22 protein-coding genes, 1 tRNA gene and 1 pseudogene are annotated in these 20,713 nt (G+C 59.7%); 15 read left to right on the top strand and 9 right to left on the bottom strand.

What is annotated here, in order from left to right; all coding sequences use genetic code 11:
* Positions 1–63: 63 nt before the first annotated feature.
* Positions 64–1,497: a M48 family metalloprotease gene (locus DBR24_RS10020; RefSeq protein WP_123465470.1), complete on the bottom strand. Its 1,434-nt coding sequence runs from the start codon at positions 1,495–1,497 to the stop codon at positions 64–66.
* A gap of 99 nt (positions 1,498–1,596) precedes the next feature.
* On the opposite strand from DBR24_RS10020, the gene DBR24_RS10015 reads away from it, so the two are divergent.
* Both DBR24_RS10015 and DBR24_RS10010 read left to right on the top strand, forming a co-directional pair.
* Entirely contained in the window at positions 1,597–1,836 is a 240-nt protein-coding gene (locus DBR24_RS10015; protein WP_123465472.1) for a sulfurtransferase TusA family protein, read from the top strand.
* Between the two features lie 32 nt (positions 1,837–1,868).
* Positions 1,869–2,939: an AI-2E family transporter gene (locus DBR24_RS10010; RefSeq protein WP_128614645.1), complete on the top strand. Its 1,071-nt coding sequence runs from the start codon at positions 1,869–1,871 to the stop codon at positions 2,937–2,939.
* Between the two features lie 121 nt (positions 2,940–3,060).
* On the opposite strand, the gene DBR24_RS10005 is transcribed toward DBR24_RS10010, so the two are convergent.
* Both DBR24_RS10005 and DBR24_RS10000 read right to left on the bottom strand, forming a co-directional pair.
* Positions 3,061–3,534, bottom strand: a complete 474-nt coding sequence (locus tag DBR24_RS10005) for a peroxiredoxin (protein ID WP_123465475.1) — start codon at positions 3,532–3,534, stop codon at positions 3,061–3,063.
* A gap of 10 nt (positions 3,535–3,544) precedes the next feature.
* Positions 3,545–4,105, bottom strand: a complete 561-nt coding sequence (locus DBR24_RS10000; protein ID WP_123465477.1) for a glycine cleavage system protein R — start codon at positions 4,103–4,105, stop codon at positions 3,545–3,547.
* Positions 4,106–4,442: 337 nt separating this feature from the next.
* On the opposite strand from DBR24_RS10000, the gene dapA reads away from it, so the two are divergent.
* The 5 genes from dapA (at position 4,443) to DBR24_RS09970 (ending at position 8,136) form a co-directional block, all read left to right on the top strand.
* Positions 4,443–5,321, top strand: a complete 879-nt coding sequence (gene dapA, locus DBR24_RS09990) for a 4-hydroxy-tetrahydrodipicolinate synthase (protein ID WP_123465482.1) — start codon at positions 4,443–4,445, stop codon at positions 5,319–5,321.
* A gap of 17 nt (positions 5,322–5,338) precedes the next feature.
* Positions 5,339–6,454, top strand: coding sequence for an outer membrane protein assembly factor BamC (bamC, locus tag DBR24_RS09985; RefSeq protein ID WP_128614644.1), 1,116 nt, complete (start codon positions 5,339–5,341; stop codon positions 6,452–6,454).
* Between the two features lie 4 nt (positions 6,455–6,458).
* Entirely contained in the window at positions 6,459–7,220 is a 762-nt protein-coding gene (locus tag DBR24_RS09980) for an MBL fold metallo-hydrolase (protein ID WP_123465486.1), read from the top strand.
* Positions 7,221–7,248: 28 nt separating this feature from the next.
* The gene (purC, locus tag DBR24_RS09975) at positions 7,249–7,962 is read left to right on the top strand and encodes a phosphoribosylaminoimidazolesuccinocarboxamide synthase (RefSeq protein ID WP_123465488.1); all 714 of its coding nucleotides are present in this window, start codon (positions 7,249–7,251) and stop codon (positions 7,960–7,962) included.
* Positions 7,963–8,046: 84 nt separating this feature from the next.
* A tRNA-Ser gene (locus DBR24_RS09970) sits at positions 8,047–8,136 on the top strand.
* 240 nt (positions 8,137–8,376) lie between these two features.
* On the opposite strand, the gene DBR24_RS09965 is transcribed toward DBR24_RS09970, so the two are convergent.
* Positions 8,377–8,568: a DUF1508 domain-containing protein gene (locus DBR24_RS09965; RefSeq protein ID WP_123465490.1), complete on the bottom strand. Its 192-nt coding sequence runs from the start codon at positions 8,566–8,568 to the stop codon at positions 8,377–8,379.
* A 237-nt stretch (positions 8,569–8,805) separates the two neighbouring features.
* On the opposite strand from DBR24_RS09965, the gene DBR24_RS09960 reads away from it, so the two are divergent.
* Together DBR24_RS09960 and DBR24_RS09955 are read left to right on the top strand one after the other, a co-directional pair.
* A complete protein-coding gene (locus DBR24_RS09960) occupies positions 8,806–9,726 on the top strand; it encodes a LysR substrate-binding domain-containing protein (RefSeq protein ID WP_128614643.1) in 921 nt (306 codons plus the stop codon).
* Positions 9,727–9,921: 195 nt separating this feature from the next.
* Positions 9,922–10,287, top strand: a complete 366-nt coding sequence (locus tag DBR24_RS09955; RefSeq protein WP_123465492.1) for a 5-carboxymethyl-2-hydroxymuconate Delta-isomerase — start codon at positions 9,922–9,924, stop codon at positions 10,285–10,287.
* 3 nt (positions 10,288–10,290) lie between these two features.
* On the opposite strand, the gene DBR24_RS09950 is transcribed toward DBR24_RS09955, so the two are convergent.
* Together DBR24_RS09950 and DBR24_RS09945 are read right to left on the bottom strand one after the other, a co-directional pair.
* Positions 10,291–11,226, bottom strand: a complete 936-nt coding sequence (locus tag DBR24_RS09950) for a LysR family transcriptional regulator (protein WP_123465494.1) — start codon at positions 11,224–11,226, stop codon at positions 10,291–10,293.
* Positions 11,227–11,411: 185 nt separating this feature from the next.
* Positions 11,412–12,596 carry a cyanate transporter gene (locus DBR24_RS09945; protein ID WP_128614646.1) on the bottom strand — a complete coding sequence of 395 codons (1,185 nt, stop codon included), beginning with the start codon at positions 12,594–12,596 and terminating at the stop codon, positions 11,412–11,414.
* A gap of 385 nt (positions 12,597–12,981) precedes the next feature.
* Here DBR24_RS09945 and DBR24_RS09940 point away from each other — a divergent pair, with 385 nt between their 5' ends.
* From DBR24_RS09940 to DBR24_RS09925, 4 genes are all read left to right on the top strand, one after another.
* The gene (locus tag DBR24_RS09940; RefSeq protein WP_128614642.1) at positions 12,982–14,631 is read left to right on the top strand and encodes a phosphoethanolamine transferase; all 1,650 of its coding nucleotides are present in this window, start codon (positions 12,982–12,984) and stop codon (positions 14,629–14,631) included.
* Between the two features lie 176 nt (positions 14,632–14,807).
* Positions 14,808–15,941 carry a ribonuclease D gene (gene rnd, locus DBR24_RS09935; protein WP_128614641.1) on the top strand — a complete coding sequence of 378 codons (1,134 nt, stop codon included), beginning with the start codon at positions 14,808–14,810 and terminating at the stop codon, positions 15,939–15,941.
* Positions 15,938–16,231, top strand: coding sequence for a YcgL domain-containing protein (locus tag DBR24_RS09930; RefSeq protein ID WP_122608866.1), 294 nt, complete (start codon positions 15,938–15,940; stop codon positions 16,229–16,231). Before rnd ends, DBR24_RS09930 begins: the two co-directional genes overlap by 4 nt.
* A 105-nt stretch (positions 16,232–16,336) precedes the next feature.
* Positions 16,337–17,269: a D-2-hydroxyacid dehydrogenase gene (locus DBR24_RS09925; RefSeq protein WP_123465498.1), complete on the top strand. Its 933-nt coding sequence runs from the start codon at positions 16,337–16,339 to the stop codon at positions 17,267–17,269.
* A 141-nt stretch (positions 17,270–17,410) separates the two neighbouring features.
* Here the strand turns inward: DBR24_RS09925 and DBR24_RS09920 are convergent, their stop codons facing one another.
* Complete coding sequence (locus DBR24_RS09920) at positions 17,411–18,004, bottom strand: nitroreductase family protein (RefSeq protein WP_123465500.1); 594 nt, start codon at positions 18,002–18,004, stop codon at positions 17,411–17,413.
* Positions 18,005–18,169: 165 nt separating this feature from the next.
* Between DBR24_RS09920 and DBR24_RS09915 the strand changes: the two genes are divergently transcribed.
* Complete coding sequence (locus tag DBR24_RS09915; RefSeq protein WP_003222605.1) at positions 18,170–18,619, top strand: YcgN family cysteine cluster protein; 450 nt, start codon at positions 18,170–18,172, stop codon at positions 18,617–18,619.
* Positions 18,620–18,654: 35 nt separating this feature from the next.
* Positions 18,655–19,884 carry a hypothetical protein gene (locus DBR24_RS09910; protein WP_128614640.1) on the top strand — a complete coding sequence of 410 codons (1,230 nt, stop codon included), beginning with the start codon at positions 18,655–18,657 and terminating at the stop codon, positions 19,882–19,884.
* A 195-nt stretch (positions 19,885–20,079) separates the two neighbouring features.
* Here the strand turns inward: DBR24_RS09910 and DBR24_RS09905 are convergent, their stop codons facing one another.
* Together DBR24_RS09905 and DBR24_RS09900 are read right to left on the bottom strand one after the other, a co-directional pair.
* Positions 20,080–20,457 carry a DUF2892 domain-containing protein gene (locus DBR24_RS09905; RefSeq protein ID WP_128614639.1) on the bottom strand — a complete coding sequence of 126 codons (378 nt, stop codon included), beginning with the start codon at positions 20,455–20,457 and terminating at the stop codon, positions 20,080–20,082.
* Between the two features lie 81 nt (positions 20,458–20,538).
* A pseudogene (locus tag DBR24_RS09900) lies at positions 20,539–20,713 on the bottom strand (TrmH family RNA methyltransferase); the annotation flags it as partial.

Raw genomic sequence — 20,713 nt, 5'->3', positions numbered from 1 at the left:
AAAAACAAACCGCCTCGAAAGAGGCGGTTTTTTATGCCTGAAGCTTTTTGCCGAAAGACAGAATCAGCCCATCATGTCCTTGATCATGCGCTCCTGCTCCATCAGCTCGCGCTGGCGGGCATCAATACGCGACGACAGCGGGAAGTTGCTGCCTGCCTTGCGCTTGGCAAAATCCAGTTGCTGGATCGCCTGACGGTAATCGCCGACCAGTGCAAAGTACTCGGCGCGCGCCTGATGCAAACCGATGATGTTGCCTGACAAGCCCCGGGTTTCAGCGACCTGATACCAGACGTCCGGATCATCCGGGCGCGACTTGAGCAAGCCTTCCAGGGCCTTCTCGGCATCGGCTGTGCGGTTCTGCTTCAGCAGTAGATCCACGCGCACCTGATTCAGTGGATAGTTGCCCGGATACTGCGTGAGCATCCGGTCCACCCGCGATTGCGCATCTGCCAGGCGATTATTGGTGATGTCCAGATCGACCTGCGCAAGGTTGTAGATGATTTCGTTCGGCGCCGCTGCCAGCAGTGGCTTGAGATTCTCCCGAGCCTCGTTCAACTGGCCGCCCTTGATCTGGGCGATTGCGAGACCGTAGCGTGCGACGTTGTTCTTCGGGTTCTCATCCAGTTGTGCACGGAAGCGTTTGGCACTCAGCCCCGGGGTTTCTTCGTAGATCAGTTGCACGCGCGCGCGGATCAGTTGATAGCGCAGGCTGTCTTCGATGCCGCCGGGTTTGGCCTGTTCGGCACGGTTGCGGGTGTCGGCGATACGCGATTCAGTGACCGGGTGAGTCAGCAGGAACTCCGGCGGCTTGGCGTCGAAGCGATACTGGCGCATCAGGCGTTCGAACATGGTCGGCATCGAGCGCGGGTCGTACCCTGCCTTTTCCAGATTGAGGATGCCGATGCGGTCGGCTTCCTGTTCGTTCTGACGGGAGAATGTGCGTTGTGACTGAATCGCCGCCGCCTGGGTGCCGGCGATGGTCGCGATGCCGGCGTCACCGCCGCCCGCTGCGGCGATGACGATCCCGGCCAGCAGGGCAGCCATCATCGGCACCTGCATCCGCTGGGACGCCTCGACGCCGCGGGCAAAGTGACGTTGCGACAAGTGAGCCAGTTCGTGGGCCAGTACCGAAGCGTATTCGCCTTCGGTCTGTGCATTGAGGAACAGGCCGCCGTTGACCCCGACCACGCCGCCCGGTGCCGCGAAGGCGTTGAGTTGCGGGCTGTTGATCAGAATGAATTCAAGGCGGCGGTCGGTGACCTGACTGGTTTCCACCAGCTTGTAGACGCTGGATTCGACGTAGTCCTTGAGCTGCGGATCGTTGAGCTGTGCAACCTGGCTGCGCAGCATGGCCAGCCAGGCCCGACCGAGCTGGTATTCCTGTTGCGGCGAGACAATGGCAGAACTGGCGTCGCCAAGTGACGGCAGATCGTCGGCAAAGCCCGGTGAGGCGAGCAGGCAAGCGAGCGTCAGCAGGGTAGGGCGCAGAAAAGTCATGCACAAAGCCTTAGAAGACAAAGACCTTACTGTAGCCGGACACCGGGCTTGCGACCAGATATTCTAGGCAGCTCGAATGACCTGATCCGGAGTGACGCAATGACTGACGCTGTAGCCCATGACGTGGAACTGGACGCCAGTGGCCTTAATTGTCCGTTGCCGTTACTCAAGGCAAAAATGGAACTCAACAAGCTCCCGAGCGGTGCGGTGCTCAAGGTGATCGCCACGGATGCGGGCTCGCAACGCGATTTCCGCACCTTCGCCCGCTTGGCCGGTCATGCGCTGCTGCGCGAAGAAGACGACGCCGGTGTTTACCGTTACTGGTTGAAAAAAGCCTGAAACCGACAGCGTAAAAGCCCTGAGGATTATTGATGTTCAAAGTGTTACGCGACTGGATTCAGCGCTACTTTTCCGATGAAGAGGCGGTGGTGCTGGCGGTGCTGTTGATTCTCGCCTTCACGGCTGTGCTCACCCTCGGCGGAATGCTGGCCCCGGTGTTGGCCGGGATGGTGCTCGCTTATCTGATGCAGGGCCTGGTGGTGACGCTCGAGCGACTGCGGGTGCCGGGTGGTGCGGCGGTGGGGCTGGTATTTGCGCTGTTCATGGGCGTGCTGATGCTGTTTATCGTCGTGGTGCTGCCGTTGCTCTGGCATCAGGTGATCACGCTGTTCAACGAACTGCCGGGCATGCTTGCCAAGTGGCAATCGTTGCTCCTGCTGCTGCCAGAGCGGTACCCGCATCTGGTCTCCGATGAGCAGGTGCTGCAGGCCATCGAAGCGGCGCGTGGCGAGATCGGCAAATTCGGGCAATGGGCGCTGACGTTTTCGCTGTCGAGCCTGCCGCTGCTGGTCAACATCATGATCTATCTGGTGTTGGTGCCGATCCTGGTGTTCTTCTTCCTCAAGGACCGGTCGATGATCGGCGAGTGGGTGCGCGGCTATTTGCCCCGCGAGCGCGCTCTGATCACCCGGGTCGCGCAGGAAATGAACCGGCAGATCGCCAACTACATTCGCGGCAAGGTGATCGAAATCGTGATTTGCGGTGGCGTGACTTACATCGGCTTCGTTGCGCTGGGGCTCAATTACGCGGCGCTGCTGGCGTTGTTGGTGGGTGTGTCGGTGGTGGTGCCTTATGTCGGCGCTGTGGTGGTGACGGTGCCCGTGCTGTTGATCGCCTTGTTCCAGTGGGGCTGGAGCGATCAGTTCATCTATCTGATGGCGGTCTACGGGATCATTCAGACGCTGGACGGCAACGTGCTGGTGCCGCTGCTGTTTTCGGAGGCGGTCAACCTGCACCCGGTGGCGATCATTTGTGCAGTGCTGTTGTTTGGCGGGCTGTGGGGCTTTTGGGGGGTGTTCTTTGCGATCCCGCTGGCGACGCTGTTCAAGGCTGTGCTTGATGCCTGGCCGCGCAAGGAACCGGTGGTGGCGCCTTTGCTGTAAATCGGGCTGAGGCGTGGGGTCTCATCGCTGGCAAGCCAGCTCCCACAGGGTTTCAGGCGCATACAAAACCTGTGGGGGGCGGCTTGCCAGCGATGGCGTCAGTGAGAGCGACGCCAAAACATCAGGCTTTATTCAAATCCTGAGCCGCTGCCAGCACCGCATCCACATGCCCCGGCACTTTCACGCCGCGCCATTCCTGGCGCAGTACACCGTTCTTGTCGATCAGGAACGTGCTGCGATCAACGCCCAGGTATTCCTTGCCGTACAGCTTCTTCAACTTGATCACGTCGAACAGCTGGCAAACGGCTTCGTCCTTGTCGCTGATCAGCTCGAACGGAAACGCCTGCTTGCACTTGAAGTTTTCGTGGGACTTCAGGCTGTCGCGGGAGATACCGAAAATTTCCGTGTTGGCTGCCTGGAATGCCGCGTACTGATCACGAAAACCCTGGCCTTCAGTGGTGCAGCCCGGAGTGCTGTCTTTCGGGTAGAAGTAGATCACCACTTGTTTGCCTTTCAGGGCAGACAGGCTGACGGTCTGCCCGCTGGTGGCAGGGGCTTCGAAATCCGTAACCGGTTGGTCGATGACAACGGCCATGAAAGCTTCCTTACATTGGGTTTTGTGGGCGCCAGGGTTCGATCAGCGCATCCAGGTTCATCGCGTCGGCGAAGTCGAGGAACTGATCACGCAGCCAGCTGATCTGTGTGCCGGCCGGCAGCGTCACGGTGAACGTGGCGTTGAGCATGGTGCCGCCGGTCTGGGGTGCCTGATACGTGTCGCAGGTCAGGTTTTCCAGCTCGACGTTGTGATCCATGAAGAACTGGCACAGCTCATTGATGATGTCAGGGCGATACGCCGAGCTGACATAAGCCACGTACGGCAACGCTTGCGGGCGGTTTTCCAGCGCCGCACTGCGCACCACGTTGACGGTGAAAGCGTGCCGTTTGGCCAGCACCGGCAGGCTGCCTTCGAGGCGGGCCAGCGCGTCCCAGCTACCGGAAATCTCCAGCACCAGCGCACTGCATTCGCCGTGGCGGGTCAGGCGGGAGGTGACGACGGCGCAGCGATTTTCATGGCTGGCGCGGCACAGGACGTTAGTCAGCTCCATGGGGTTGGCGCCAAGGGCACTGATGACAAGGAATTGTTCGCGAACTGTGGGGGTGGACATGCAGCATTCCTAAAGCGATGAGCGGTCGGTAGGTTGACGGGCGTTGGTCGTCGGAGCGAGCCTGCGTGCCTGTTCAGGCTGTCCGTTCAAAAGGCCCGGCCAGCGCTCGCGGCTCGCTCCACTATAGCGGGAGCGCGTCGATGCGACGCAGGAACGGGGCCTGGGAGGCCGAAAAGGGAGGCTGGAACCCGGCGTACAAGCTGATCAGTACCGATCAAAGTCTGAAGGGTAGCGAAAAGCGACGCCAAGGGGAATGGCGGCAGCGCAGTACTTCGCTTGTGCAAGCATCTTGGCGCCAGTACCATTACCGCTCTCTTTTTCCGGCAGGAGCGGTTTCATGATTGCGGGCAGTATGGTGGCACTGGTCACTCCCATGGATGCACAAGGGCGTCTGGACTGGGACAGCCTCAGCAAACTCGTGGACTTCCATCTCAAGAACGGCACCCATGCCATTGTCGCGGTCGGTACTACCGGCGAGTCGGCAACCCTTGATGTAGAAGAACACATCGCCGTGATCAAAGCCGTGGTCAAACAGGTTGCCGGGCGCATTCCGGTCATCGCCGGTACTGGCGCCAACTCCACCCGCGAAGCCGTCGAACTGACCCGCAACGCCAAGGAAGCCGGCGCCGATGCCTGCCTGCTGGTTGTTCCTTACTACAACAAGCCGACTCAGGAAGGTCTGTACCAGCACTTCAAGCACATCGCTGAAGCGGTCGACATTCCGCAGATTCTCTACAACGTTCCCGGCCGCACCTCCTGCGATATGCAGGCCGAGACCGTGATTCGCCTGTCCAGCGTGCCGAACATCGTCGGCATCAAGGAAGCCACCGGCGACCTCAAGCGCGCCAAGGCCATCATCGACGGCGTGAGCAAGGACTTCATCGTGCTGTCCGGCGATGATCCGACCGCCGTCGAACTGATCCTGCTGGGCGGCAAAGGCAACATCTCGGTAACTGCCAACGTCGCTCCGCGCGAAATGGCCGACCTGTGTGAGGCCGCGCTCAAGGGCGACGCCGACACCGCACGGGCCATCAACGAAAAACTGATGCCGCTGCACAAAGACCTGTTCATCGAAGCCAACCCGATTCCGGTCAAGTGGGCTCTGGTTGAAATGGGCCTGATGCACGAAGGCATCCGCCTGCCGCTGACCTGGCTGAGCGCACCTTGTCATGAAACGCTTCGCTCGGCCCTGCGCCAGTGCAGCGTCCTGGTTTAATTGAGGAAGTACAACGCATGAAGCGAATGGCCGGACTTTCCGCACTTGCCTTGATTATCTCCAGCACCAGCGGCTGTGGATGGGTCTGGGGGCCGGAAGGTTATTTCCGCGACCGTGGAAGCGATTACCTGCAAGCGCAACAGACTGCACCGATGCAACTGCCACCGGATGTCAGCACCTCCAAACGTCTGGATCCGCTGTTGCCGATCCCGCGCAACGTCGCTGACGACACTGCCAAGGGTGAGTACATCGTTCCACGTCCTCAACCGTTGTCGGCCGTTGCCGATGCCAGCGATTACTCGCTGCAGAAGAGCGGTGACTCACGTTGGGTCGTGGCACAGCATCCGCCGGCCGAAGTCTGGCCAGTGGCTGTGCAGTTCTTCCAGGACAACGGTTTCCGTCTGGATGAACAGCGTCCGCAAACCGGTGAATTCACCACCACCTGGCAGCATTCCGATGAACTGTCCGCCTCCATGGCCAAGCGCCTGAGCGCGGCCGGTATCGCCAGCGACAGCGAAACCCGCGTTCGTGTGCGTATCGAGCCAGGTGTGCAGCGCAACACCAGCGAAATCTACGTGGTCAGCGCCGAGCGTCCTGCCGGCAGCACCGCCGACGTGGCCTTCACCAACCGTTCGGTCAACACTGGCCTGGACGCAGCGCTGGTCGACGACATGCTGGCGAGCATGAGCCGTATCTCCGAGAAGGGCGGTTCCGTGTCGATGCTTGCTTCCCGTGACTTCGATACGCCGAGCCGTGTCAGCCTCAGCGAAGACGGCAGCGGTAACCCGGTGTTGAACGTCGGTACCGATCTGGACCGTGCCTGGTCGAGCGTCGGCCGTGCACTGGAACAGGGTGAATGGCGCGTTGAAGACATCAACCGCAGCCTGGGCCTGTACTACATCAACCTGGCCGAAAAAGCCGAGAAGAAAGACGAAAAGCCTGGTTTCTTCAGCAGCCTGTTCGGCAGTGCGCCGAGCAAGGAAGAAGTGGAAGCCCGCGCCGAGCGCTATCAGGTTCGCCTGAGCAAGGTTGGCGAGAGCATTCAGGTGACCGTCGAGAAAAACATCAACACCGTCGCACCGGCTGACGTGGCGCGCAAAGTGTTGAGCGTGATTCAGGACAATCTGGGCTGATCACATGCGTTTTGCCGTTCTCGGCAGCGGTAGCCAAGGGAACGGCACGCTGATCGCCAGTGCTGATACGTATGTGCTGGTGGATTGTGGTTTTTCCCTGCGGGAAACCGAAAAACGCCTGTTGCGCCTGGGTGTGCACCCGGCGCAACTGAGCGCGATACTTGTGACCCACGAACATGCCGACCACGTGCATGGCGTGGGTTTACTGTCTCGGCGCTACAATCTGCCGGTCTACCTCAGTCGCGGCACACTGCGCGGGATGCGCAAACCGATTGAACCCGCAGGCTATCTGGCCGGCGGCGAGCAACTGCAGATCGGTGCTCTGAACATCGGGGTCATTGCCGTGGCCCATGATGCGCAGGAACCGACCCAGTACGTCTTCAGTGATCAACAGCAGCGGCGCTTCGGCCTGCTGACCGACCTGGGTTCCTACTGCGAGCGGGTGCTGGACGGTTATCGGGATCTCGATGCGTTGATGATCGAGTCCAACCATTGCCGCGACATGCTGGCCCGTGGTCACTATCCGTACTTTCTCAAGCAACGGGTGGGCGGCGAGCTGGGACATTTGAACAACCATCAGGCGGCATTCCTGGTGGCCGAGTTGGGCTGGCAGGGCCTGCAACACCTGGTCCTGGCCCATCTGAGCAGCAAGAACAACCTGCCGCAACTGGCCCGGCAATGTTTTGTCGACACCCTCGGGTGCGATCCGGACTGGCTGCAACTGGCCGATCAAGATTCAGGGCTCGACTGGCGCCACATCGCCTAGCCCACCTACTTAGCAAGCGGAGCCCATCATGGAAAAACGTGAAGAACTCTACCGCGGCAAAGCCAAATCGGTTTACAAAACCGACGACGCTGACCGCTTGATCCTGCTGTTTCGCAACGACACCTCGGCGTTCGACGGCAAGCGTATCGAGCAGCTCGACCGCAAAGGCATGGTGAACAACAAGTTCAACGCCTTCATCATGCAGAAACTCGAAGCGGCCGGCATTCCGACCCAATTCGACAAACTGCTGGGCGACAACGAGTGCCTGGTGAAGAAGCTCGACATGATTCCGGTCGAGTGCGTTGTGCGTAACTATGCCGCCGGCAGCCTGGTCAAGCGCCTGGGCGTTGAAGAGGGCATGAAGCTCAACCCTTACACCTTCGAACTGTTCCTGAAGGACGACGCCAAGGGCGACCCGTTCATCAACGAATCCCACGTCGTGGCATTCGGCTGGGGCACCACCGAACAACTGGCGCGCATGAAAGAACTGTCGCTCAAGGTCAACGAAGTCCTGAGCAAACTGTTCGACGACGCCGGCCTGTTGCTGGTCGACTTCAAGCTTGAGTTCGGCGTGTTCAGCGACGGCTCGATCGTCCTGGGCGACGAGTTCAGCCCGGACGGCTGCCGTCTGTGGGACAAGGACACCAAGAAGAAGATGGACAAGGACCGCTTCCGTCAGGGCCTCGGTGACGTCATCGAAGCCTACGAAGAAGTCGCCAATCGTCTGGGTGTACCGCTTTAATCGACGCAAGCATCTGATAGCACGGAAAAAATTTCGTTTGGGGGGTTCGCAACCAGCGAAAGTGTTGTTATGATGCGCGCCGTTGGAGAGATGCCAGAGTGGCCGAATGGGACGGATTCGAAATCCGTTGTACCTTCACCGGTACCTAGGGTTCGAATCCCTATCTCTCCGCCATTACATAGAAAAAGCCCCGTAGCTGAGAAGCTGCGGGGCTTTTTTTTTCCTGCGATCAATCTGGCAACGCGTGACCAGGTCTTGCCTGTTCCAATCTCCGCAGAGCCGGAACAATGCCCCGCTGAATCAAACCAGCGGGGCTTTGTTGTTTTGCAGGCGTTAACTTACACCTGCATCAGACAGTCATGACCGCGAGGGCGCCTGTTCGCGTTTGATCAAGTCAGGCGTACCGTTGCGCGCTTAAATCTCCTTTATCGGTGTTTCCCCTCGCGCTGCTTTGATCAATTCGATCACATGCAAGCAATCCGCCTTGTTCACATAAGACTCGCCACTGGCGATGGTCTCGTGGTTTCCCGCCCTCAGCCTCCAGCGCCATTGCCCTTTGCCGGTGCTCGGGGTGCCTCTGGATTGCCTGTAAATCTCGAAATACATTCAGTTCGCTCCATGCGATAGACGTGTGCGCCAGCCTGTGTGGCGCATCGACGCAAGCCTAGCGCAGGCGAGGTTTTTGGCTATTGGGCAATTGTTTCCAATGGTTGGCGGATGTTTCTGAAAGGTGCGACCCAGAAACCTCGAAGTGTTAGACAGTGAGCGGATCCATCGTGGCGATGGACGCCGCCCCCAAGGCCTTTCTACACTGCCGGCTATCTGGGGATCGGGGAGCAAGGGATGAATCGCAATGAACTACGCAAGGCCGACATCAACCTGATGGTGGTGTTCGAGACCCTGATGCTTGAGCGCAATGTGACGCGGGCGGCGGAGAAGCTGTTTCTCGGCCAGCCGACCATCAGTTCGGCGCTCAACCGGCTGCGTACGATGCTCAACGATCCGCTGTTCATCCGCGTGGGGCACCGCATGGAACCGACGGCCCGTGCCGAGGATATCTTTCGTCATCTGAAGCCTGCGCTGGATTCGCTGTCGGTTGCGCTGAGCCTGACGCGCAACTTCGATCCGGCCGTCAGCACCATGACCTTTCGCATCGGCCTGTCCGATGACGTCGAGTTCGGCCTGTTGCCGCCGCTGTTGCGCGCGCTGCGTCAGGAGGCGCCGAAGGTGGTGTTTGTCGTGCAACATGTCGATTACTGGCGAATTCCCGATTTGCTGGCTGCCGGCGACATCACCGTCGGCATCAGTCAGACCCGTGGCCTGCCGGCCAACGCCAAGCGCAAATTGTTGCGGCACATTCAGCCGAGCATTCTGCGGGCCGACGCCTCTGATACGCCGCTGACTCTCGATGAATATTGCGCCCGCCCGCACGTACTGGTGTCTCACACCGCCAACGTCAGCGGATTCGCGGACGAATGGCTGGCGGAGCTCGGGCGTACCCGGCAGGTGGTGTTGTCGGTGCCGCAGTACAGCGCTTTGCCGGCATTGCTGGCCGGCACCGACCTGATCGCCAGCCTGCCGGATTACACCGCCGAGGCCATGGCCGCGTCGGGGTTGCTGTTCAAGGAGCCGTTTCCGTTCAAGACGCCGACGCTGGACCTGTCGATGGTCTGGCTCAGTCACGTCGACAGCGACCCGGCAGAACGCTGGCTGCGCTCACGGCTGGAGGCCTTCATGAGCGAGCGGCCGCTCAGCGTGTCCTGAGGGCGAGCGCTTTTCCGCAGGAGCTGCCGAAGGCTGCAATCCTTGCCTTTTATGTTGAAAGCAAGATCAACAGATCGCGGCCTCCGGCGGCTCCTGCAAGGGTAGGGGCGACAGATTGCCGAAAAGTCGCGCAGGAGAGCAGGACGCCGCCGTGGTATATGTACGACCTTTCTGTCGCCACACTGGAGTCTTGCGATGCCACACCTGCACATGGAATACACCGCCAATCTGCCGCAACTCAATGCCGACGTTGCATTGATCCGGCTCAACAACACATTGGTGGGGTCCGGTCAGTTCGCGGCGGAATTCGATATCAAGAGCCGGGCGGTCAAGGTCGAGACCTTCAAGGTCGGCACGGTCATGGGCGAGCGTGCGTTTGTGTATGTGAAACTGGCGATGCTCAGTGGCCGTTCGCCGGAGATCAAGAAACAGTTGTCCCAGAGCCTCCTGGCGGTGTTGCAGGACCTGTGCGAATGGCCGGCCGGGGTTGAGGTGCAGCTGTGTGTCGAGCTGCTCGACATTGATCGCGAGTCCTACAGCAAAACGGCCATCGGCGTGTAAGGCTCAGGCCACTTCCAGTTCGCTGCACACCTTGATTACCTGCTCGCGCAGCCAGACGTTGGCGCTGTCCTGATCGGCGTTCTGGCTCCACTGCATGTCGAGGGTGAAGCCCGGCAGACCATTCGGCGCCTCACAGTGTTTGAACACCGCATCGTTGGTCAGCAGGCGTTGAATGCGGCGCGGCAGGGTGAGAATGAAGTCGGTGCCGGTGATCATCTTCAACGCCGCGCTATAGCTATTCGAGCGCGCAACAATCTGACGTTTCTGCGCCTGGCGAGCGAGCCAGCCGTCGACCATGTTGGTGGTGGACGTCCACGGTGTCGGGAACACATGCCGGCGTTCGGTAAAGGCTTGCAGGCTCAGGCGTGGTTCCAGTGGCGTGGCGCGCTTGTCGAAGACACAGACCAGATCATCTTCCAGCAGCATCCGTGACTTGAGGTCGGCGTGAGAGCGATGGAAGTTGGGGCCGAAACTGATCACCAGGTCGAGGCTGCCGTCGCGTAACTCGTCGGCCGGTACGTCGGTTTCGAACTTGTGCATGTTGACCATCACTGGCAAATCATCGAAGTCGAAGCGCTTCAACAGTCGCGGCAGGATCAGTTGTTCGAAGTATTCCGGAGCGCAGATGTTGAAAGTGACCGCTTGCCGGGTCGGATCGAAGGCCGCTGCACCGGCATGGCACAGGTTGATGCTTTCGAGGATCTTCTGCACATGGCTGTACATGCTGCTGGCCTTGTAGGTCGGGCGCATGCCGGTGCGGGTATTGATGAACAGTTCGTCTTCGAAACTGGTGCGCAGTTTTTTCAGGCAGTAACTGACCGTGGACTGACTGACAAACAGCGTTTCCGAGACATCGGTGACGCTGCTTTGCTCATACACGGCGATAAACACCATGAGGTCCTGCATGTCGAGCTTTCGAAGCAAGTTACTGTTCAGCATCCGTTCCGTCTCGCTGTGCTCCTTGCGCTGAATCCGCGCAAACGTGTGCGAATGATCCTAACGGAACGATGGTGCCAGGAGAAACCCCCGTGGGACAATTCACGGTCAGTAGTGGGACAGAAACTTTTAGCAATACGACGTCGTCCGGCAAACCGCGAAAAGATGGCCAGAAGCCTCTAGCTTGCTCAGGGGAACTGGCATGCGTAGTGGCGCGGATCGAAGCGCCGAGCCATCAGCCACATCATGACCATGACCGCGGTCAGTGACCACCAGGCCCATTCGAAGCTGCCCAGTCGATCGCGGATTGTCCCGGCCAGCAGTGGCGAGAGACCGGCAATCAGATAGCCGATGCCTTGCACGAAAGCGGTCAGGCTGGCGGCGCGTTGCGGGTGGTCGAAGTGGTCGAGGGAGACGATCAGGCTCATCGGAAACAATCCGCCAATGCCCAGGCCCAACAGGCACGGCCAGAGCAGGCTCAGGTGATGAGGGGTGAGCGTCAGGCCGCAAAATCCGGCAATGATCAGCAACAGCAGGCCCTTCAGCACCCAGCGTCGATCCCGGCTGCGGTTGGCGATAGCGGGCACCAGCAGGCCGGCAATGACCTCCATGGCTGTCAGAAAACCCAACAGCAGCCCGGCGTGTTGTTCGCTCCAGCCTTGTTCCACGTAGTACGGTGCGAACCAGGCGAGCACACAGGTGTAGGACGCCGTGCCCAGACCGAAGAAGACGGCGAGTAACCAGGCGCGAGGATGACGGAAAAAGGATTCTTGCTTGTGCGTTTCGGGCATGGCGTGCGGCAGGTTTGCGCGTTGCGCCCACCAGAGCATCGACGCCAGCAGCGCCAGTGCTGCCCAGATCGCCAGGCCCGCGCGCCAACTTCCGGTCTGCAGCATCACCAGCGGGGCGAACGAGGCGGCAATCGCTGCGCCGCCCATGATCGAGGTGACATACAGGCCCATGTACAGGGCAACGTTGTCCGCAAACCGCGATTTGATCAGTGCCGGCATCAATGCCTGGATCAACGCAATGCCGAAACCGGCGAGCACTGCGCCGACAATCAGTTCTGCGGCCGAGTCGATGAACCAGCGCGACAGCGTTGCCAGGCCGATGATCAGCAGCGACAGCATGACCGTGCGCCGTTCACCCAGGCGCCGACCGATGCTCAGGCCGAAAAACATCCCCAAGCCCATGGCTGTCACCGGCAGCATCGTCAGCAATGACGCGAGGCTGAAGCTGAGCGCAATGTCGCCACGGATCGCCGACAACAGCGGGCCGACCGCCGCCATTGACGGGCGCAGGTTAAGGGCAACCAGAGCGATGGCGAGCATCAGCCCGACAGCGGGGCGTGAGGTGGCGCGGATGTTTTCCATCTTCAGACCTTTGACACGGGGACTGAGGATTAGGCGCGTGGCGGCAACGGTCGAGCAAACCAGAAAATCCACGAACCCACCTAAAAATCAAATACCCCACACACCCTGCAGGCGCTGCCGAAGGCTGCGATCTGTTGATCTTGCTTTTACAGGTCCAGATCAAAAAAACATAAACTTTGGCCGCGCCTGCACGGAGTGTTTACTGCGTCAAAACTGAATCGTTCTCAAATGCCTGACAGGTTCTGACGAGTTAGCGCTAGCCAACTAATCGTTGGCGTCTTTTTCACAAAAAATTGATGGGGGGCTGCCTAGAGTTTGTCGCGCCTTGGTTAATGAATTTTTCACAATTAACCAGGGTTCTTCTTTTCAGGAACTGCCCGTCTCTATGTTGAAGTTAAAAACCGTGCGCCCGGAATGGGTGACGTTGATTGCCAGTGCCTTTCTTCTGGCCGGTTTCAATCTTGTGCTGAGGCAACATCTGTTCGAGATCACTGCAGCCGATGGCGAAGGCATCGTCATGCGCGTGGCTTTCGGGGTGATTATCCTGGCAGCTTTCAACATCGTACTGACCTTTTTTGCCTTCCGGCCGCTGCTCAAACCGATCCTGACACTGATCTTTCTGATCAGCGCCGGCGTGGCTTATTTCATGAGCCAGTATGGCGTAATGATGGATGCGGGCATGTTCCGCAACTTCGCCGAAACCAACGCGACGGAAGTGCGTGACCTGCTGTCGTTGAAGTTGTTTGCCTATATTGTTTTGTTGGGTGTTTTACCGTCCTGGTTGTTGTGGAAAGTCCCTGTTAACTTTCGTCGCTGGCATCGAGAGTTACTCTATAAAGTTATTGTGGTTATGGCGTCAGTTGCAGTTATCGGTGGTGTGGCGTTGGCCAACTATCAAGGGCTGTCTTCGTTGTTTCGCAATCACCATGAAATCCGCTTGATGCTGGTGCCCAGCAATTACATTGGCGCGTTGGCCGGTTACTTGCGCGAGCAAGTCGTCTCGGCGCAGCAGCCATTCGTCAAAATCGGTGAGGACGCGCAACGTAATCCGGCACGGCAACACCCGCTGCGCAAATCCCTGACCGTCCTGGTCGTGGGCGAAAGTGCACGAGCAGAAAACTTCGGCATCCTCGGTTACAACCGTGACACCACACCAAAACTGGACAAGGAAGCCGGGCTGATCGCCTTCACCGATGTGCACTCCTGCGGCACGGAAACCGCCGTTTCAGTGCCATGCATGTTTTCCAACATGGGCCGCAAGGATTACGACGCCAGCAAGGCGAAGAACGAAGAAGGCCTGCTCGACGTGCTCAAACATGCCGGGATCGACGTGATCTGGCGCGACAACCAGTCCGGCTGTAAAGGCACTTGCGACCGGGTCACCCTGCAAGACGTCAGCAATATGAAAGACCCTTCTCTGTGCGCCAACAGCGAATGCCGCGATGAAATTCTCCTGCAAGGTCTGCAGGGTTTTATCGAGCATCTGGACAAGGACACCGTGCTGGTGCTGCACCAGATGGGTAGCCACGGTCCGGAATACTTCAAGCGTTATCCGAAGGCGTACGAACACTTCACGCCGGTGTGCGAAAGTAATGCGCTGAACAATTGCAGCCGCGAAAGCATCGTCAACGGTTACGACAACACGCTGGTCTATACCGACCATGTGCTGGCGAGCCTGATCGATGTGCTGCGCAGCAATCAGGACAAAGTCGACACCGCCATGTTGTACCTGTCGGATCATGGCGAGTCGCTGGGCGAGTACAACCTGTTCCTGCACGGCACGCCTTATATGCTGGCGCCGGACCAACAGAAACATGTGGCGATGCTGGCCTGGTTCTCCGACAACTATCAAAAGGCTTATTCGCTCGACACGCACTGTCTGCAGATGAACCGCGACAAACCTCTGAGCCAGGACAATCTGTTCCACTCGATGCTGGGGCTGCTGGAGATCAAGAGTTCGGTTTATCGACCAGGCCTGGATATGTTCGCCGGCTGTCGTGGCGCGGTAATTGACGGCGTGCTGGCCAAGGACTGAGGCGCGGCGCACCCCGTCAGCCTTCGGCACCTTCTACAGATACAGATCTGTCGGTTCTCTCTGTCAGACTATTCTTTTTCCTTGGCAGGACATTTCGTTACAGCTCTTGCCCTTCGCAGGCGCGTAAATCGCCGGTGGCGATATATACTGCGCGCCATTCTTCAAGGGAGAGCCGTGTGGCTATCGATATTCACTGGATTCGCGACAACGAAAGCCTCGCGCAGTTTTGCGCCGAGTGGCAGCAGCTGCCGTTCGTTGCCCTCGACACCGAATTCATGCGGGTCGACACCTTCTACCCGATTGCCGGTCTGTTGCAGGTCGGTGACGGCAAGCGCGCCTACCTGATTGATCCGCTGAGCATCAACGCCTGGCAACCGCTGGCTGCGTTGCTGGAAAACCCGGAAGTGCTCAAGGTGCTGCACGCGTGCAGCGAAGACCTCGAAGTCCTGTTGCGCCTGACCGGCAGCCTGCCGGCACCGCTGTTCGACACCCAGTTGGCAGCCGCTTACCTGAACCTCGGTTTCTCGATGGGCTATTCGCGGCTGGTGCAGGAAGTGCTCGGCATCGAACTGCCCAAGGGCGAAACCCGTTCCGACTGGTTGCAGCGCCCGTTGTCCGACACGCAAATCAGCTACGCCGCCGAAGATGCCGTGCATCTGGCGGAGGTTTTCGTACAACTGCGGCCCAAACTGTCTGACGACAAATTCGCCTGGGTGTTGGAGGACGGCGCGGAACTGGTCGCCAACCTGCGCCGCGAAACCGACCCTTACGAGGTTTATCGCGAGGCCAAACTGGCGTGGAAACTGTCCCGTGCGCAACTGGCGGTTCTGCGTGAGCTGTGTGCCTGGCGGGAAAAGGAAGCCCGCGCCCGTGATCTGCCGCGTAACCGCATCGTCCGCGAGCATTCGCTGTGGCCGCTGGCCCGCACACAACCGGACAACCTCGCGGCGTTGGGCAAGATCGAAGACATGCACCCGCGTACCGTGCGTCAGGACGGCCAATTTCTGCTTGATCTGATCAAGCGCTCTGGCAGTGTGGGGCCTGATCAATGGCCGCCCGCCGTACCGGAGCCATTACCGATCGAAGCCGCAGCATTGATCAAACAACTGCGCGCATTGGGTCAGGCCGAGGCCGAGCGTCTGGGCATTGCCCCGGAACTGATGCTGCGCAAGAAAACCCTCGAGGCGCTGGTCAAAAGCGGCTACCCCGAGGGGCCTTACCAATTGCCTGATTCGCTGCGTGGCTGGCGCCGCGAATTGATGGGCCAGAAGCTGCTCGACAGCCTGGCCACCGCCGGAGAACAGCCTTGAAACGTATTTGCTCCATTTACCAAAGCTCCAAGCGCAGCGGCATGTACCTTTACGTGCTCAAGAGCGATGCGCTCGAGCGCGTGCCGGAAGCATTGATGCTGGCCTTCGGCAAACCGAAGCACGCCTTCGATCTGGTGCTGTCGCCCGAGCGCAAGCTGGCCAGCGAAGACATCGTCGTAGTGCTGGAAAACCTCGACAAGCAGGGCTATCACCTGCAGATGCCGCCGGCCGAGGACGAATACATCGAACACTTGCCCGAAGAGTTGCTGCGACGCAACGATCCGGTCTGATCTGCCAGGCCCTGTTCTGGGCCTCGGGTAACCCTGGAACTGTTTTTACCGCGATGGCCACCCTTACTCCGGTGGCCGTCTGCACGGTTTGCGAAAGGTTTGAAGATGCGCGTTCTGATTGCTGAACACGACCACGCGATATACGCCCGGCTGCTGCGTCAGGCAGCTCCGGAACTGGAAGTATTGACCAGCGGCGACTCCGCCGAACTGGCCCGACAGGCTGCCGATTGCCCGGTGTGGCTGGGGCAGCCGGATCTGCTCGCGACCCTGTTGCGCCAGGGGCATCAACCGCAATGGCTGCAGTCGACCTGGGCCGGCATCACGCCGTTGCTGGCCGACGGTTTGCGCCGCGATTACCGCTTGACCCGTGCGGTGGGGATTTTCGGTCAGGTGATGGCTGAATACGTCCTGACCTACATGCTCGGTCATGAACGTGAAGTGCTGGCGCGTCTGGTCAGCCAGGTCGAGCGCAAGTGGGATAACCGTACCGGTCAGAGCCTGGTCGGGCGCAAGGTGCTGATCGTCGGCACCGGCGACATTGGCCAGAGCGTGGCGCAGTTCCTGCTGCCGTTTGGCGTCGAGTTGTACGGCATCGCCAGCAGCGCCCGCGAACAGGCGCCGTTCGTCGAAGTCGGGGCGCTGGCGGATCTGCCACGGCTGGTGGGCGAGGTGGATTACGTGGTCAATCTGCTGCCCAACACCGAGCACACCCACGATATCTACGACGCGGCACTGTTCAAGCAATTCAAGCCGACCGGGTTGTTCATCAACGTCGGGCGCGGTGTGGCTGTAGTGGATGCGGATCTGGTCGAAGCATTGAAAGAAGGCCATCTGGCCGGCGCGGTGATCGACGTCTGCCGCCAGGAACCGCTGCCACAACGCCATCCGTTCTGGACGGCCTGGGGTTTGTTGCTGACCGGCCACAGTTCGGCGCCGACTTCGCCTTCGTTGATGGTGCAGCTGTTTGTCGACAACCTGAAGGCGTATCAGGCCGGCGAGGCGTTGCGCGGCGAAGTGGATTTCAACCGCGGATATTAAATCCACCGCTCACTTGAATGATGCACAAAACCTGTGGGAGCTAGCCTGCTGGCGATCAGGGAGTGTCAGTCAACATGGATGTTGTTTGACGCACCGCAATCGCTAGCAGGCGAGCTCCCACAGGGGTTTTTGCAGTATGGCTTAAAGGGTGAAGTCGCCTTCAGCCACCAGCTCGCTCAGCGGACGACGCGGGCTCGGCTCTTCACGGGCCTGCAGGTACTCGGCCAGCGTTGCCTTGTCACCCAGCTTGCCAACCGCGACTGCTGCATGCAGCGCATAACCTTCCGGGATATTCAGCTCCTTGCGCGTGAGTTCCTGATCGAAACCGGCCATGCCGTGGGTGTGCCAGCCGCTGATGCTCGCTTGCAGTGCCAGATGGCCCCAGGCCGAACCGGTGTCGAACGTGCTCCACAGCGCCGGCGTCTCTTCACTGGCGCCGGGTGCGGTGAACGTGGTTTTGGAAATCACGATCACCAGCGCCGAAGCGTGTTGCGCCCAGCTGCGGTTGAATTCATTGAGCAGACCCAGATAACGCGCCCAGTTCGGCGTATCGCGACGCGCGTAGAGAAAACGCCACGGCTGCGAGTTATAAGCCGATGGTGCCCAGCGTGCAGCCTCGAAGAAGCTCAGCAGGGTTTCTTCCGGGATCGCTTCGCCGGTAAACGCGCGCGGCGACCAGCGGTCGGTGAATTGCGGGTGAATGGCGTAATCGGCAACGCGAGGGTTGGCACTCATCAAAAGATTCCTTGCTGTGTTTGAGTCATGAATTCTTGGCAAAACCCTACTGGGCGGTGATTCGCCTGACAAGCGGGATTTACCGACAGTCGCCAGCGCTTGGCCCGCAAGGCCGGGGGCACTAGACTGGCGGCCTTTTCACCACCTGATGTTGATGCTTGAGCCATGGCCGCCAAAGTCGAACCGTTCTGGAAACGCAAAACCCTCGATCAACTCGATCACGAGGAATGGGAATCGCTGTGCGACGGCTGCGGCCTGTGCTGCCTGCAAAAGCTCGAGGATGAAGAAGACAACAGCGTCTATTACACGCGCATCGCCTGCAAACTGCTGGACCTGAAAACCTGCCAGTGCAGCGATTACCCGAACCGCATCAAGTTTGTCCCGGACTGCATCCAGCTCACCCCGGGCCAGGCCGAAGAATTCAAGTGGTTGCCGCCGACCTGTGGTTATCGGCTGGTCAGCGAAGGCAAGGACCTGCCGTTGTGGCACCACCTGGTGTGCGGCGATCGCGACGCGGTGCACCACGAACGGATTTCCCAGTCCGGGCGCATGCTCGCCGAAGGCAGCGTGCCGGAGGATGACTGGGAAGATCACCTGATTTTCCGGGCCGGTTAAGCGCCCGCAGATTCACCTTTCACCAAGGAGTGTGTATGGCTGGGGGATTGCGGCGGGCGCTCAGTGTGGGCTTGCTGGCGTTGAGCGCGCCAGTGTGGGCAGCGAAGAAAGTCGATCTGGACTACCACGTGCGCCTGTTGCCGCAAAGCGATCAGGCCGAAGTGCGCCTGACCCTGGCCAAAGGTGAAGCGGTGCGCAGCCTCGACTTCGACCTCGGTGATGGCAGCCATTACAGCGACTTCAAGGCCGACGGCCAGTGGCAGCTGACCCCGGGCAAACAGGCCCGGGGCGTTTGGCGTCCGACGGGCGACAAGGCCAGTCTGACCTACCGCGTCAGCGTCAGCCACGGTCGCAAGGGCGGCAGCTTCGACACGCGCATGACCCCGAGCTGGGCACTGCTGCGCGGCGAGGATCTGGTGCCGCCGGCCAAGCTCGATCAGCAGGATGGCGTCGAGCTGGTGTCGCGTCTGCAATTCGAACTGCCCGGCGGCTGGCAAAGCGTCGAAACCGCCTGGCCGCGCATCGGCAAGTACAAATTCCGCATCGACAACCCTTCGCGCCTGTTCGACCGCCCGACGGGCTGGATGCTGGCCGGTCACCTCGGCAGCCGCCGCACGCGCCTGGGCGAAACCGAAGTTACCGTGGCCTCACCGCAAGGGCAGGGCATGCGCCGCATGGATGTGCTGACCTTGCTGACGTTCGTCTGGCCGCAGGTGCAAGCGGTCTATCCCCGGCATCCGAAAAAACTGTTGATCGTCGGCGCCAACGACCCGATGTGGCGCGGCAGTCTCGGTGCGCACGAATCCATCTATATGAATACGCGGCTGCCGCTGGTCAGCGAGAGCGGCAGCAGTGCACTGGTGCGTGAGTTGGCGCAGGTGTTCGGGCGGATCAACGACGCCCAGCGCAGCGACTGGATCAGTGAAGGATTGGCCGAGTATTACTCGATCGAACTGGTGCGCCGCGCGGGTGGCATGAGCGATGAGCGTTATCAGGCGTTGCAGGCGAAGTTGGCCAGGGACAGTCAGAAGGTGACGACCTTGCGCGGCGCGCAGATCAGCCCGGCGCAGCTTTCAAAAGCGGTGATGGTGCTGCAGGAGCTGGATCGCGAGATTCGCCTGAAGACGCGTAACAAGCGCTCGCTGGATGATGTATTGCGCGGGGCAATGCATCTGGGGACGGTAGATACCAAGGGGTTTGTGCAACTGGCCGAGAGTGTTCTGGGCGAGTCTTCCAAGGTCCTTGATACCGCGTTACTGCAGTGACATCGCTATCGCTGGCAAGCCAGCTCCCACAGAATTCGGGATGTTCATCAAAATGGTGAACGACGCAGAAACTGTGGGAGCTGGCAAGCCAGCTCCCACAGAATTCGGGATGTTCATCAAAATAGTGAACGACACAGAAACTGTGGGAGCTGGCTTGCCAGCGAAGAGGCCAGAAGCCTCACCGCAACTCCTTGATCAAACCCCGGCTTTCGGCGACTTCACCGAATCGTTGCCGGTCACCGTGGCGGTGCTGGTCGCAGCCTCGGAATTGGCCTTGAGTTTGTTCAATTCTTCCCCGGCGCGCTCGATCTTGGCCCGTACATTGTTCATGTCCTGACGACTCTTCTCGATCAGGCTTTTCATCGAACTGTGCCCAGTGATCCCGCGGGCCATCGCCACGCCGCCAATTGCCACCTGAATCAGGCCGAACACGCCGCCACGGCGCAGACCCTTGCCGACCATGATCGCGCCACCGGCCAGCGAGCCGATGCGTTCCCAGCCTTCGACGTTCTGTTCGGAACGGCTCTGGAACGGGGTGGATTCGATACGTTCGACGCGTTTGAGCTCGGCCATGATCTTTCTCCAGGCAATGAGTAATGGATAAACAAGCTGACTGCCGCAGCGCTCAGCTCGTTCCATCGGATGTGCGACGTTTCAGCGGAATTTTGGTCCGGAGCGGGTATTCAGACCCTTGGCCATGCGGTCGTAGAGCACGACGTTGACCGTGGCGGCGAGGTTCATGCAGCCAGTGGTCGGGATGTACACGACGTCTTCGCACCAGTCGCGGATCTCTTTATCCAGCGAGCCGTCTTCGGGACCAAAGATGTAC

It is taken from the genome of Pseudomonas sp. HMWF006, assembly GCF_003061205.1.
GTDB lineage: Bacteria > Pseudomonadota > Gammaproteobacteria > Pseudomonadales > Pseudomonadaceae > Aquipseudomonas > Aquipseudomonas monsensis.
This window is presented reverse-complemented; position numbering and strand designations above follow the sequence as displayed.

Excerpts from the sequence above, each read along its gene's own strand:
- bamC (WP_128614644.1), top strand. The coding sequence starts at position 5,339 with ATGAAGCGAATGGCCGGACTTTCCGCACTTGCCTTGATTATCTCCAGC.
- DBR24_RS09910 (WP_128614640.1), top strand. The coding sequence starts at position 18,655 with ATGGCTGGGGGATTGCGGCGGGCGCTCAGTGTGGGCTTGCTGGCGTTG.
- DBR24_RS09905 (WP_128614639.1), bottom strand. The coding sequence starts at position 20,457 with ATGGCCGAGCTCAAACGCGTCGAACGTATCGAATCCACCCCGTTCCAG.
- DBR24_RS10020 (WP_123465470.1), bottom strand. The coding sequence starts at position 1,497 with ATGACTTTTCTGCGCCCTACCCTGCTGACGCTCGCTTGCCTGCTCGCC.
- DBR24_RS09920 (WP_123465500.1), bottom strand. The coding sequence starts at position 18,004 with ATGAGTGCCAACCCTCGCGTTGCCGATTACGCCATTCACCCGCAATTC.
- DBR24_RS09980 (WP_123465486.1), top strand. The coding sequence starts at position 6,459 with ATGCGTTTTGCCGTTCTCGGCAGCGGTAGCCAAGGGAACGGCACGCTG.
- DBR24_RS09965 (WP_123465490.1), bottom strand. The coding sequence starts at position 8,568 with ATGTATTTCGAGATTTACAGGCAATCCAGAGGCACCCCGAGCACCGGC.
- DBR24_RS09925 (WP_123465498.1), top strand. The coding sequence starts at position 16,337 with ATGCGCGTTCTGATTGCTGAACACGACCACGCGATATACGCCCGGCTG.
- DBR24_RS10010 (WP_128614645.1), top strand. The coding sequence starts at position 1,869 with ATGTTCAAAGTGTTACGCGACTGGATTCAGCGCTACTTTTCCGATGAA.
- DBR24_RS10000 (WP_123465477.1), bottom strand. The coding sequence starts at position 4,105 with ATGTCCACCCCCACAGTTCGCGAACAATTCCTTGTCATCAGTGCCCTT.
- DBR24_RS09950 (WP_123465494.1), bottom strand. The coding sequence starts at position 11,226 with ATGCTGAACAGTAACTTGCTTCGAAAGCTCGACATGCAGGACCTCATG.
- DBR24_RS09955 (WP_123465492.1), top strand. The coding sequence starts at position 9,922 with ATGCCACACCTGCACATGGAATACACCGCCAATCTGCCGCAACTCAAT.
- DBR24_RS09945 (WP_128614646.1), bottom strand. The coding sequence starts at position 12,596 with ATGGAAAACATCCGCGCCACCTCACGCCCCGCTGTCGGGCTGATGCTC.
- dapA (WP_123465482.1), top strand. The coding sequence starts at position 4,443 with ATGATTGCGGGCAGTATGGTGGCACTGGTCACTCCCATGGATGCACAA.
- DBR24_RS09960 (WP_128614643.1), top strand. The coding sequence starts at position 8,806 with ATGAATCGCAATGAACTACGCAAGGCCGACATCAACCTGATGGTGGTG.
- DBR24_RS10005 (WP_123465475.1), bottom strand. The coding sequence starts at position 3,534 with ATGGCCGTTGTCATCGACCAACCGGTTACGGATTTCGAAGCCCCTGCC.
- DBR24_RS09940 (WP_128614642.1), top strand. The coding sequence starts at position 12,982 with ATGTTGAAGTTAAAAACCGTGCGCCCGGAATGGGTGACGTTGATTGCC.
- DBR24_RS10015 (WP_123465472.1), top strand. The coding sequence starts at position 1,597 with ATGACTGACGCTGTAGCCCATGACGTGGAACTGGACGCCAGTGGCCTT.
- DBR24_RS09915 (WP_003222605.1), top strand. The coding sequence starts at position 18,170 with ATGGCCGCCAAAGTCGAACCGTTCTGGAAACGCAAAACCCTCGATCAA.
- purC (WP_123465488.1), top strand. The coding sequence starts at position 7,249 with ATGGAAAAACGTGAAGAACTCTACCGCGGCAAAGCCAAATCGGTTTAC.